Below are 12,364 nucleotides of genomic sequence, written 5' to 3' on the forward strand. Positions count from 1 at the left end.
CCGCCCGGGGACCGGGGAGTGTGCCGTCTACTGGACGATCACGGTGCCGTGGAGCATGCCCATCCCGCAGGTGAAGCTGTACTCGCCCGGGGTCTTGGGCAGGAACTCGACCGGGACGAGCTGGCCCTCGGGGAGGTGGGCGCTCTTGCCGAAAGCATCCAGGACGACGGTCTCCGAGCAGGGGGAGGTCTCCTCCCGGCGGAACGTGAGCCGCACGGGCTGGCCGTGCTGGACCCGGATCGTCGAAGGGGCGTAGCCGCCCTTCACCAGGATCGTGGCCTCCTGGTACCCGCTGGACGTCAGGGCGGCTGCGACGCCTTCTTCCTTCTTGAGCCAGAAGAACCACACGATGAACGCGACGAGCGCGACTCCGACGAGACTGACGAGGATCTGGGAGGTGCTCATCGCGAACCGTCCTTGGGTTTCCAGTTCCGCAGCCGGTTGGCGTTGGAGATGACTGTCAGGGAGCTGAGGCTCATCGCTGCCGCGGCCAGGAGCGGACTGAGCAGGATGCCGAACAGCGGGTAGAGCAGGCCCAGGGCGATCGGCAGGCCGAGGACGTTGTACCCGAAGGCGCCGCCGAGGTTCTGCCGGACGTTGCGCATGGTCGCCTTGGAGATCGCGACCGCTGTGACGACACCTTCGAGACTGCCGGAGATCAGGGTGACGTCGGCGGCCTCGATGGCCACGTCGGTCCCCGTCCCGATCGCGAAGCCGACGTCGGCCTGGGTGAGTGCGGGGGCGTCGTTGATGCCATCGCCGACCATGCCGACCTTGCGGCCCTCGAGCTGCAGCTTGCGGATCTCGTCGGCCTTGTCCTGCGGGAGGACCTCGGCGAGGACCCGGTCGACGCCCACGAGGCGGGCGATCGCATCCGCGGTCCGCTGGTTGTCACCGGTGAGCATCGCGACCTGCAGGCCGGCGGCCTTCAGCCGGGCGATCGCGGCGACGGAGCCGTCCTTGACGGTGTCCGCGACGGCCACCAGTCCGACAAGGCTGCCGTCGACGGCGACGAACATCGGGGTCTTGCCGTCGTCGGCGAGGCGCTGCCAGGTCGTGGCGAGATCGCCGATGGTGATCCCTTCGCGGCCGAGCAGCCTCTCGTTGCCGACCAGGACTGACCGGGTGCCGACCTTGGCGCGGACGCCGTGGCCGGGGACGGCCTCGAAGTCGACGGCCTGCGTCAGGGCGAGGCCGCGGTCGTGGGCGCCGGCCACGATCGCCGTCGCGAGCGGGTGCTCCGAGACAGCGTCCACCGAGGCCGCCAGCTCCAGCAGCTCGTCGCTGTCCCAGCCGTCGACCGTGACGATGTCGGTCAGCGCCGGCCGCCCCCAGGTCACAGTGCCGGTCTTGTCGAGCACAACGGTGTCGAGCTTGGACGTCACCTGCAGGGCGTCGCCGGACCGGATCAGGATGCCGTGCTCGGCGCCCTTGCCGACGCCCGTGGTCAGGGACATCGGGGTCGCCATGCCCAGCGCGCACGGGCACGCGATGATCAGTGTCGTGACCGCCACGATGATGGCGTAGGCCAGTGCGGGGCTGGGGCCAAGGTCGTACCAGGCGACGAACCCGAGGATGGAAAGGATCATCACAGCCGGGGTGAAGTAGCCGGACACGACGTCCACGACCCGCTGGATCGGCACCTTGCTCGCCTGGGCGTCCTGGACCAGGCGGACGATCTGCGCCAGCGCCGTGTCGGCGCCGACCTTGGTCGCCCGCATCCGGAACGCGCCGGTGGTGTTCAGGGTGGCCCCGATGACCTCGTCGCCACGGGCCTTGATGACCGGCATCGACTCGCCGGTGATCATGCTCTCGTCGACGGCCGAGCTGCCGGTGCGGACCTGGCCGTCGACCGGGATCTTCTCGCCCGGACGAACGACGATCTCGTCACCGACGACCACGTCCCCGACAGGGACATCGACCTCGACACCGTCCCGCACCACACGGGCGGTGCGGGCCTGCAGGCCGACCAGCTTGCGGATCGCCTCCGACGACCGGCCACGCGCCTTGACCTCCAGCGCCAGTCCCAGCACGACGAGTGCGGTGACCACGACGGTGACGTCGTAGTAGACGTCGCTCATGCTCGCTTCGGGGAAGATCTGCGGGGCGATGACGGCGATCGTCGAGTACACCCACGCCACCCCCGTCCCGAGGGCGATCAGCGTGTGCATGTTGGCCTGCCGGGCACGCAGCGCACGCGCCGCACCGGTGAAGAACTGGGACCCGGAGTAGGCCAGCACCGCGAACGCGAACACGCCCATGACCGCCCACAGGCCACGCAGCGCGTCGCTGCCGCGCGGGAACCAGTCCCGCAGACCGGGGATCAGCCACGGGTAGCTGAGCACCATCGTCGGGGCACCGACCGCCGCGGCGAACCACCAGCGGCGCATCAAGGACCGGTACTCGCGGTCTGCCTCCGCGGAGGCGGACCCATCAGCGGTATCCGCCGGTGCGGGTGTGACCGGGGTAGGTCGCGTCTGGGCCATCAGGTGCGACGCTGGTTCGCCAGGCTGGCCCGGCGAACCGCCCGGCGAACCGGTCTCGGCCCAGTCGGCGAGCTGTTCGAGGGTCACCAGGTCGGCCAGGTAGGTCACCTCGACCGTGTGCCGGACCGGGTCGGCGTGTGCGGACACGACGCCAGGTCGTCCTCGCAGCTCCGCGCTCACCGCGGCCGCCGACGACTCGCAGTGCACCCGGCTGCTCGGCACGACCACCGATCGTGTCCCGGGCTCGCTCCTGACGCTCACACCGTCGACCTCGCCTGGCAACGTCCTCATCCTCCTCGGCCCGCACAGGGCCCTCGGACAGACCCGCGGCACGGATCCCTTGCAGACGACGATGGCCTCTAACGGGTGTGACGACGTCCGTGATCGGACGTCGTCACGCTGCGGCAAGTCCCGCAGGCCGACCGCGTACCCGACCACGAGGCCGACCAGGAGGCCGACCAGGAGGCCGACCAGGAGGCCGACCAGGGCTCGTTCTCTGCAGCCTTGTCCGGGACCCGGTCGGGCGGGAACGGGCCGCATTCAGTGGCGGACGCGGTCCGCGGCGGTGGTGCGCGTCTCGCCGACGAGAACGACAACCGTCGACACCAGGACGAGAACGTAGCCCAGGAGCGCGACAGGGCCAGGTCGTTCTCCGGCCGCGACAACCCCGAGGGCGACGCCGAGCACAGGTACCAGCAGGGTCCAGGCCGCCAGCGGCGTGACAGCGCAACGGCGGGCCTCGCCGAGCCAGATCACCAGCGGCACCGCGGTGCCGAACACGCTCAGGACCAGCAGCGCCGCGACGGGACCGGGTCTGAGAGGGACCACCGGGTGTCCTTCGACGACCAGGGCCGTCACTGCGAGCAGCAGCCCGCCGACGACGTACTGCCAGCCACCGACAGTGAGCAGGTCCGCCGTCCCGATCCGTCGGGCGAGCAACGTCGACACGGCCAGGCCGACGGAGGCCAGCAGAGCGGCGGCACTGCCCGCCAGCGATGCCGTCGGGTCCGCCGTCAGGACGAGCCCGAGGGCGCCGACGGCCAGGGCAGGCAACGTCCAGCGCCAGGGCCGCTCGCCGTAGAGCATCCACGCCGGCAGGATCACCAGCAGCGGCTGGGCATTGGCGAGCACGGTGGCCGCGCCGGTCGAGGTCCCCCCGGCGGCCGTCGCCATGGCACCCAGCCCCACGCTGACGTTGGCCAAGGCCATGACCCCGACCAGCGGCCACGGCACCGCGACGGTTACCCGCACGTCCCGTCCGCTGCCGCTGCGCCGACGACCCAGCAGTCTGTGGCCGGCGCTCACCGCAAGAAGGGAGGTCCCGGCGAGCAGAGCCCGCCAGGTCGCCACCCACAGCGGCGGTGATCCGCGCAACGCGACGCCCAGCAGGAGGAAGCAGCCCGCCCACCCGGCACTGGCGACAAGCATCCGCAACGCCCGTGGCCGACCGGTGAACGCCGCCTCCGCGGTTCCCGTCGTCATCGTCCGCCTCTCACTCACCGGTCTCGCGGCACCGCCGTCGGGTCTCCGGCAATGCTCGACCATGAGGCAACTGCTCGACTGTGAGCAGCCAGGTCGGGCCAGGCACTCGCGGGCGTTCCGTCACGTGCTTACCCTGACGCTGTGAGATTCCTCGTTGCGACGCCGGTCATCGGGTTCGTCGCGTTCCTCGCGATCGGTGCCGTGACCGGGCGGGTCAAGACCCGAAGCTGCTGCTGCCCACCGGCCGGCGAGGACCGCCGTCTCCAGGACGCCGCGCCGACCGACCGGACGACCACCACACCCACCGCCGCACCCTAGCCGCCGCCGGCAGCGTCGCACCGGTGGTCGCGTTCTCGGGAGGGTCGTCGCCTCCTTGAGCGAAAGTTCATGGTTCTACCGGCAGATACTTCAGGCGGCGCAGGGAGCATGGAGGCGATGCCCCCTTCCGACGAGGACGCCATGAAACCAGCCCGGCCGACGACACCGGCGCGATCTGCGGCCGTTCCGGACAGCGTCCAGCGCGATATCCAGAGCGGCGTCGATCGCGCCGTCCAGGACATCGGACCGCAGCCGCGGTGGCTCCCGCGTGCCGACGCGAACGGTCGCTGTTTCGACCCGTTCGTCTCCCTGGCCCTGCACCGGGCCGCCGCCGGCCTGGCGGAGATCGCGAGCGGCTACGACGTCCGCCGTGACGGCCTCGAGGTCCTCGACCATCTCGCGGACCTGTGCTCGGCCCTCGACTCAGTCGCCGTGGACATCTGGCGCGGCGCACTGTGCGCCGGACCGACGGTGGCCCGCAGCGGCGATGACCCGCTCGAAGGCATCCGCGAGCAGGTCTGCGCACTGCTGAACGCCTACGCCCGAGCACTCGCCGGCGAACCCACCCTGCGACACGCGGGCCCTGCACCGACCCAGACCTGATGTCGTCCCCGAGACGAACGAAGAGAGCAGCCGTGAACACACCCAGTAGCGCCGCCGCCGACCCGACCGCCACGTCAGCCGCTACGTCAGCCGCTGCCTCAGCTGCCATGTCAGCCGCCGCGTCGGCCGCGGACCTTCCCCGCCCCGAGCCTTCCTCCGGCGGCGGCCGCTTGCGCACGCTCTGGAACGGCCTGACGGCCGCGGTCGGGGTGGTGACCGGGCTGGCCCCGCACGTCCTGCACCACATCGGGCTGCTCGCAGGGACTGCGCTGGTCGCCGGCGCGGGCGGCACGGCGCTGTTCGGGGTGATCGGCCTCGTCGCCTCGATCCCCATGCTGCTCCGGTTGAAGCGACGGTTCCGGAGCTGGTGGGCCCCTGCGGTCGCGCTGCTGGTGTTCACAGTGATGTTCTCGGTGTCGGCGTTCGTCGTCGGGCCACGGATCAGTGGGGTCGACGCCGGCTCAGGCACCGGGCCCGCGGCACCGACCCAGACCGTCGACCACTCAGGTCACCACCAGCCCTGATCGCACCGGCCCAGGGCGTTCTCCGAGGACATCCGTCAGTCACTCGCCGACCTGTGAAGGTCCCTGACCAACGTGAGCACGCAGAGGATCATGGTCTGCGTTGCCGTCCAGCGGACCACGTTCGGCCACATCGGAGAACGAAGGCCTTGCGCCGTGCGTCAGCCCGTCCCCAAGGGTCGTGGGGCGACTGGGCTGACCGGGTCGCTCGGCCGCACGGTAAATCCGATCTGGTGGTATCCGCTGACCCCGGAGGGGAAGGGTCGCCTCACCACCTCCTCCTGGATCTGTCCGTCGACGCCGAGACATCGGGCGCGGACCACGTGCCGCCCTGCGGGAACCTCGAGGTGCGCCCGCCAGCGTCGCCAGCTTGTCGCCGACAGATTCCCGGCAAGTTCCGCCGGTCGCCACGGCCCTGCGTCGAGAGACACCTCGACCGCTGCTACCGCGGTCGCGGGTGACCAGGCGACCCCGCAGACGGTGACGGTGCCGGAGACGGCTGGTAGGACCTGCCCGGCCACCGGGTTGTCGATGCGTGCCATAGGTCGGACCTGGAGCGGGCCCCGGGTCCAGCCACGCCGGGACCAGTAGTCCTCGTTGGGGGTGCTCTGCAAACGGATGTGCGTCACCCACTTCGCTCCCGCGTACTGGCCGTACAAGCCCGGCACGAACACTCGGGCCGGGTAGCCATGAGCGGCTGTGAGCGGGCGACCGGCCATCCCGAGCACAAGATAGGCGTCGCGGTCCGCGAGCAGATCCAGCGGCAGGCTGCACTCCCAGCCGTCGACGGACCGCGTGACAACGACCGCCGCCGTGGGGCGCGGCCGGGCGCGTTCGATCAGCCGGTGGAGCGGCACACCTGTCCAGCGCTGGTTGCCCAGCCGGTGCCAGCCGAGCCGGTTGTGCACGCAGACCATGGCGGCGTCGAACTCGACGAGCTCCTCGCCGAGCAGGTCGGTGTAGCTCATCGTGGCGGGGCGGTCGACGGCGCCCTCGATGCGCAGCCGCCACATGCCGGAGTCCACCACGGGTGGTCTCATCGTGACGTCGGTGACGTAGAAGTACTCCACCGGGGTCATCAGCGGTGTGGCACCGGGCCATGCCTCGGCACCGTCGACCGGCGGGGGCAAGGGGTGCCGAGGAGACGGCAGAAGATCCTTTCCGCAGGCGTCGCCCGATCCGCACGTGGTCGGTGGCGTCGAGCGGGCGGCCTGTCGCTGGGACCAGGTCAGCGCGGCTGCCCCGAGCAGAGCGGTGCACATCTGCGCCCTGATCGGCATCCTGAGCGCCGCGACTCCGACGGCGCTCCCCGCTGTGACGGCCAGCAGGTCCTGCGTGTGGGAGCGACGGTGCCCCGTCACGGAGCCGAAGCGCCCTGACACCACCACGCCTGCCGCTGCCAGCGCAGTGGTCGCGGCCAGGTCTCGGGGTCCCGACCTGTGACTTCCGCCGAGCAGTGCGCCGTAGGCGAGCACGGTCGCCAGAGCGCCGGCCCGGATCGCGGCCTTGTCCGCTGACCGCAGCACCGGGATGACGATCTCGACGGCTGATCTCGGTCCGCGGTCGACCACCAGCTTGCCGGCGGCGTCCAGGAACGAGCCGCTTCCGCGAACTGCGGCGACGGCTTCGGCGGCGCCGACGCCGGCGAGCGCCGCCGGCACGCCGACCCTCAGGGCTTGGCGGAGATTCATGACTGTGACAGTATTGCAACGCATACGATGCAACAAGGGAGCACAATTGATGCAGGATCCGGCGGTCGCGGTCGTCGAGGATGCTGTCCTTCGCGCCGCCGCGCAGGTGATCGCCCAGCACGGATGGCACGAGTTCACCTTGGAGCGTGTCGCTGACGCTGCAGGCCTGTCCCGGGTCACCCTGTACCGCCGCGGCATCACGCGAGACCTGCTCGTTGACGCGCTCACCGTCGGGGCGGTGCAAGCCTGGCAGGCAGCGCTGTGGCCGGCCCTGATGCACGAGGGCAACGGCGCGGCCCGCCTTCGGGTCGCTCTGGCCGCGTGCTGCGAGGTCGTCGAAGCCCACCTGGATCTGCTCGCCGGGTTGTCGTCCGCCCCGGACCCGGTGTTCCATCTCGACGCTCCGGGGGGTGGTCATGACGCGCGCGACGTCTACGTGGGCCCGTTCGCCCGTCTGCTGCGCGACGGGGCCGTCGATGGCAGCCTCGAGCCGCAGGCGGACTACGCGACCACGGCCACGCTGCTGTTCAATGTCGTGCCCCGCACCTACCTGCATCTGCGGGCCGCCCACGGTTGGGATGCCGACACCACCCGCACCGCGCTGGAAGAGCTGCTCATGAACGGGCTCGTCCCCCACCCGACCCATCGGACTCGGCCCGACGACCACGGGTCGGGAGCGCAGTGATGGCGACCCGCGCAGACCTCCTAGGACCTGCCCGTACCGTGCGGGTCACCGAAGGCGCCATCCGGATCCACGAGGCCGGCCCGCCGGACGGACCCGTACTCGTCTTCGTGCACGGAATCCTCGCCAACGCCGACGTCTGGCGGCACGTGGTCGCGGACCTGTCCGACCGGTACCGGTGCGTCAGCCCCGACTGGCCGCTCGGCGGGCACCAGCTCCCGATGGCCGCTGGCTGCGACTTCACGCTGCCCGGCCTGGCCGATCTCGTCGCGCGGACGCTGTCCGCGCTCGACCTGAGCGACGTCACTCTCGTCGGCAACGACACCGGGGGAGCGATCTGCCAGGCTGTGGCCGCAGGGCCCCACGAGCACGTCGGGGCCGTGGTGCTGACCCCGTGCGACGCGTTCGAGAACTTCCTGCCGCTGCCGATCAGGCATCTTCAGCTGTTCGGGCGCAGCGCCCCGGGTCTGCGCGTCATCGCCGAAGCGCTGCGGTTACGTCCGGTCCACCGGTCGCCCGCCGCGTTCGGCCTGCTGACCAGACGACCCATCCCGCCCGAGATCATGACCAGCTACATCGCGCCGCTGCGCGCGTACCCGGGGACCCGCCGCGACTTCGCCGCCCTGGTCCGAGGCATTTCCCGCCAGTACACCCTCGATGCTGCACGGGCACTGCCGAGGTTCACCAAGCCCGCCCTCGTCGCGTGGTCCCGACAGCGCTTCTTCCCGCTCGCGCACGGCGAGCGCCTGGCCGGACTGCTCCCGCACGCCCGGTTGGAGATCCTCGAGGACTCCGGCCCCTTCGTCAGCGAAGACGTCCCGGATCTCCTCAGCGCCGCGTTGCGCTCGTTCCTGCGCTCGATCCGGCCCGATGTCGCCTGACCGGCGCTGTCCGGGCCGGGTATCTGTGCCTCCGCCCTCGGGAGTCGTCCCTGCGCCGATCAGCGGCCGCCTCCAGCCCGGTCCTGATGCCGGTGAGTCCGCCATGACCCGTGCCAGCGCGGGTGCCAGGCTGTCGGCGATGAGCGCGTAGCCGGCGCTGGAGGGATGGAACCGGTCCGCGCTCAGAGTGTCGCGTCTGGTCAGGAAGAGCGGGCCGGTCTGGCGGCGCACGTCGACCCACACCAGATGCTGGGTCTGTGCGGCCGAGAGAGCAGCACGTTGCACGGCCTCCACGACGCGGGAGTGCAGCGCGATGACGTCGCGAAGGGGGCGGGGAAGCGCGAGCATCGCCCGCACCTCGGGAAGGCTGCTCATGACGACGGGGACAGCCAGGTCGTCCAGTGCCGACAGCAGCGTGCGGGTGTCCCGGTGGAGTCTTCGCAGCGGCGTCCGGCCCACGACGTCGTTGGTCCCGACCATGAGAAGCGCGCAGTCGGCGCCGCTGACGAGAGGGACCTGTTCGTGCAGCACGTCACGGGTCCGTGCGCCGGCTCTGGCGTACCCGACCACGTGAACAGGACGGCTCAGCTGCTCGGCGAGCCGACGGGCGACCTGCACGGCGAGGACGCCGTCGACGTCGTCGGCGCCGACGCCACTCATCCCGGAGTCGCCGAGCGCGGCGAGGCGGCACGCCCCGGCCGACCCGGCCGCCGAGCTACCGGACCTGTACGGGCGTCCCTCCCCTGGTCGCACGACCAGGTCGAGGTGGGGTGCCGGCGTGCTGCGGTTGGTGTGGCGGCGGCGGGTCCAGATCGCCTGCGCCAGGAGGACCGCGACGGCCAGAAGGGTGAGCGCGGCGCAGCGACGGGCCGCCGCGACCCCGGCTGGTCCGCCGGCTGGTCTGCTGGCCAGTGCGCCGGCCGCTGCGCGGGGTGGTCCGCCGGGTCGCCGCTGGGACCGGCTTTCGAGCCTTCCGCCGGGGCGTCGAAAGGTGATCACCGCAGGAGGGCTTTCGCCGCGCTCGCGGCGGCGCGCGGGTCGAGGATCCCCCGGTAGAGGTGGGGGGGGGTTCGCGGGGGACGTCGAGGAGTGTGTAGACGGCCTGCATCGCGCCGTGCACCGAGTACTCCACGGTGAAGACGATGTCTTCGGGGAGCTCGGTGAACTGTCCGAGGAACGCGAAGTTGCGAGACCTGTCAGGGACGACGGCGGGCCGGTCCCCGGGGGCGCGGCACGCGAAGAGGGCTGAGGCGTACGGCACATCACGGTGGTGACGTCGGTCGTCGCCTGCACGTGGTCCAGGATGTCGTCGAACCCGAGGTGGCCCACCAGTTCCGTGAGGATCTGTCGTCCGGTGGCCTGTGACATCGGCAGCGGGACGTGGTCACCCTGGTGGTCGATGTCGAACCCGTACCCCCACAGCGTGCTCGTGCCGGCGGGCATTCCCGCGAAGTGCGGCTGATGGGGCACCACCACCGACAGGTGCCACCCGGAGTCCACCCAGGTCATGAGGGCACCGGTGCCCGGTAGGTTCCCCGAGTACTCGGTGATCCGCCGCAGCAACGTGTCGTCGCGCATGGTCAGGGTGAACGACTCCCACTTGTGCTCGTCGATGTTCCCGAAGAACGCCGCCGGCCGGCCGAGGTCGGGTGCCTTGCGCGCGATCTGCTCCCACAGCGACCAGCCGTGGTCGCGGTGGTCCCGGACGAGTTCAGGGACGGTGTCGTTCCCGCCGTAACGGGCGTCCGCGGTGATCGAGCCGATCGTGATGAGCGCGATGTCCCGTTCGCCGATCCCGAGACGTTCTGCACCGGCGGGGGTCTGCAGGTGCAGCGCCGTCACCCGGCGCCCCTGCGGTCCGCCGTCGACGAGCTCGACGTCGTCGACCCGGGTCCCGAGCCGGACGTCGACGCCGCGCCCTACGAGCCAGCGCTGCAACGGCACGATCATCGAGTCGTACTGGTTGTAGACGGTGCGCCGCACGTCGCTGAGGGTGTCAAGGTGGTCGAAGACGTGCAGGAACCGTAGGCAGTAGCGGCGCATCTCGACCGCGGAGTGCCACCTCTGGAACGCGAAAGTGGTTCGCCACATCCGCCAGAACGGGGTCGCGAAGAACCGGTCGTCGAACATCTCGTCGATGCGCCGGGACCCCAGCAGTGGCTCCGGGGTGGCGATCAGCCGGAGCAGATGGGCGCGGTCCCGCGCGGAGAGGCCGAAGCCGGTGCTGTCGAGGATCCGATGATCGGCAGCGATGAGGCGCGCACGGGCGTGGGTCTTGACCTGCGCGTTGAAGTCGACGACCTCCTTCCGGACACTGGTCGACGGGTCGCTCAGTGAGGGCACCGTGTCGAACAGGTCCCAGGTGGCGCGGTAGGCGCGTTCCTCGAGCATCCGGCCGCCTCGGGAGACGAAGGCCTGCGCCGCGGTCGGGGAGACAGCCCCGTCCATCGATCCGCCCACCACGCCGGACTCCTCGAGGATGTGCACGCGTGGACCAGGGACTCCCGCGTCCCGGATCGCGAAGGCAGCGGCGGCCAGCCCGGCGATACCACCCCCGATGATCCACACCTCCCGCCCGGTGTCACGGGGCGAGTCGTGCGAGTCGTGCGAGTCGTGCGAGCTGTGGGAGTTGTCGCCGTGGTGGTGCCCTCGCTGTGCGGGTGTCATGTCTGCCATTCCTCTGGGCGGCGTCGACGCCCGGCGTCGTGCCGGGTCCGGCGCGCGGTCGGTGCGTCAACACTGGCGGCCTGCTGACGGCCTGGCATCCGTCAGGGCCACGGTGTTGGCGTCGGGAAGGTACGCGTCGGCTCGGCCCGTCGTTCGCGGACGACCGCCGCCGCAGGCAGCGGGGCCCCGGGGCCGACCTGGCCGCGTGGGTGGACGGCGTCGGAAAGGTACGCGCGGCGACTGTGGTCCGTACCGGATGCTGGTGCCGGCTGTCGACGGTCAGGATCGGGCCGACGGACCGCACACTGCGGGCCGCGCGAGACCTGGAGGACAGGGGCAATGGGCAGCGACTACGGGCTCTGGCCGCTGGTGGTCATCAACACGTTGCTGGTCCTGGCGTTCGCGGTGAGCTTCTACCACCCGACGAACACTGCCCGGGACTGGACCGTCATGGGTGGCTTCAGCGCCTTTCTCGTCGCCTTGTTCACCGAGATGTACGGCTTTCCGCTGACGGTGTACCTGGTGTCCGGATGGCTGGGTTCGAGGTTCCCGCTGCTGCGCGCCGACCACCGCGGCGGTCACCTCCTCAACGACCTGATCGGCTGGGACGCCGACCCGCACGTGTCCCCGTTCCACCTGGCGAGCTATGCGTTCATCGGGGGAGGGTTCTGGCTCATCACCGCCGCCTGGCAGGTGCTCCACCAGGCTGCCCGTAGTCGGCGCCTCGCCGTCGAGGGGCCTTACGCGTGGCTGCGGCATCCGCAGTACCTGGGGTTCCTGCTGGTGATGCTCGGGTTCCTGCTCCAGTGGCCCACCATCCCCACGCTGGCGATGTTCCCCGTCCTGGCGCTGGTCTACGCGCGCCTGGCTCGCCGCGAGGAACGAACTGTCGCGCAGGCCTTCGGACCTGCATGGGACCAGTACGCCGCCACGGTGCCCGCCTACCGTCCGCGGCGGCCACCCCCCGCGACTCCCACTGACCGGCAGGGCGCTCCCGACACCCTGGGCGGCTGACGAGGTCACCGCTCCCCTC

The 12,364-nt window shown here is 71.0% G+C and carries 10 protein-coding genes and 2 pseudogenes; 6 read left to right on the forward strand and 6 right to left on the reverse strand.

What is annotated here, in order from left to right:
* Window positions 1-27 precede the first annotated feature (27 nt).
* From ECOMGDLI_RS01995 to ECOMGDLI_RS02005, 3 genes are all read right to left on the reverse strand, one after another.
* Entirely contained in the window at window positions 28-405 is a 378-nt protein-coding gene (locus tag ECOMGDLI_RS01995; RefSeq protein WP_088313101.1) for a cupredoxin domain-containing protein, read from the reverse strand.
* Complete coding sequence (locus ECOMGDLI_RS02000) at window positions 402-2,747, reverse strand: heavy metal translocating P-type ATPase (protein ID WP_369812698.1); 2,346 nt, start codon at window positions 2,745-2,747, stop codon at window positions 402-404. The genes ECOMGDLI_RS01995 and ECOMGDLI_RS02000 overlap by 4 nt, the downstream gene beginning before the upstream one ends.
* Window positions 2,748-3,026: 279 nt before the next feature.
* Window positions 3,027-3,968 (reverse strand): DMT family transporter, encoded by a 942-nt coding sequence (locus ECOMGDLI_RS02005; protein WP_158220853.1) that lies wholly within the window; start codon window positions 3,966-3,968, stop codon window positions 3,027-3,029.
* A 141-nt stretch (window positions 3,969-4,109) separates the two neighbouring features.
* Here ECOMGDLI_RS02005 and ECOMGDLI_RS34305 point away from each other — a divergent pair, with 141 nt between their 5' ends.
* From ECOMGDLI_RS34305 to ECOMGDLI_RS02015, 3 genes are all read left to right on the forward strand, one after another.
* Complete coding sequence (locus tag ECOMGDLI_RS34305; protein WP_158220854.1) at window positions 4,110-4,286, forward strand: hypothetical protein; 177 nt, start codon at window positions 4,110-4,112, stop codon at window positions 4,284-4,286.
* Window positions 4,287-4,394: 108 nt separating this feature from the next.
* Window positions 4,395-4,889, forward strand: a complete 495-nt coding sequence (locus tag ECOMGDLI_RS02010; protein ID WP_143447445.1) for a hypothetical protein — start codon at window positions 4,395-4,397, stop codon at window positions 4,887-4,889.
* Window positions 4,890-5,059: 170 nt separating this feature from the next.
* Window positions 5,060-5,413 carry a hypothetical protein gene (locus tag ECOMGDLI_RS02015; protein WP_198954451.1) on the forward strand — a complete coding sequence of 118 codons (354 nt, stop codon included), beginning with the start codon at window positions 5,060-5,062 and terminating at the stop codon, window positions 5,411-5,413.
* A gap of 158 nt (window positions 5,414-5,571) precedes the next feature.
* Here the strand turns inward: ECOMGDLI_RS02015 and ECOMGDLI_RS02020 are convergent, their stop codons facing one another.
* A complete protein-coding gene (locus ECOMGDLI_RS02020; RefSeq protein ID WP_158220855.1) occupies window positions 5,572-7,101 on the reverse strand; it encodes a molybdopterin-dependent oxidoreductase in 1,530 nt (509 codons plus the stop codon).
* Window positions 7,102-7,150: 49 nt separating this feature from the next.
* Here ECOMGDLI_RS02020 and ECOMGDLI_RS02025 point away from each other — a divergent pair, with 49 nt between their 5' ends.
* Together ECOMGDLI_RS02025 and ECOMGDLI_RS36585 are read left to right on the forward strand one after the other, a co-directional pair.
* Window positions 7,151-7,786, forward strand: a complete 636-nt coding sequence (locus ECOMGDLI_RS02025; protein WP_158220856.1) for a TetR/AcrR family transcriptional regulator — start codon at window positions 7,151-7,153, stop codon at window positions 7,784-7,786.
* Window positions 7,786-8,664: an alpha/beta hydrolase gene (locus tag ECOMGDLI_RS36585; protein WP_143447446.1), complete on the forward strand. Its 879-nt coding sequence runs from the start codon at window positions 7,786-7,788 to the stop codon at window positions 8,662-8,664. Before ECOMGDLI_RS02025 ends, ECOMGDLI_RS36585 begins: the two co-directional genes overlap by 1 nt.
* A gap of 141 nt (window positions 8,665-8,805) precedes the next feature.
* On the opposite strand, the pseudogene ECOMGDLI_RS36590 reads toward ECOMGDLI_RS36585, so the two are convergent.
* Window positions 8,806-9,663 (reverse strand): annotated as a pseudogene (locus ECOMGDLI_RS36590) (GDSL-type esterase/lipase family protein); the annotation flags it as partial.
* Window positions 9,660-11,202, reverse strand: a pseudogene (locus ECOMGDLI_RS36595) (oleate hydratase). The pseudogenes ECOMGDLI_RS36595 and ECOMGDLI_RS36590, both read right to left, overlap by 4 nt.
* 468 nt (window positions 11,203-11,670) lie before the next feature.
* Here ECOMGDLI_RS36595 and ECOMGDLI_RS02045 point away from each other — a divergent pair.
* Window positions 11,671-12,345, forward strand: a complete 675-nt coding sequence (locus ECOMGDLI_RS02045) for an isoprenylcysteine carboxylmethyltransferase family protein (RefSeq protein ID WP_088313114.1) — start codon at window positions 11,671-11,673, stop codon at window positions 12,343-12,345.
* Window positions 12,346-12,364: the final 19 nt, after the last annotated feature.

The organism is Kineosporia sp. R_H_3 (assembly GCF_002198675.1).
Classification (GTDB): Bacteria; Actinomycetota; Actinomycetes; order Actinomycetales; family Kineosporiaceae; genus R-H-3.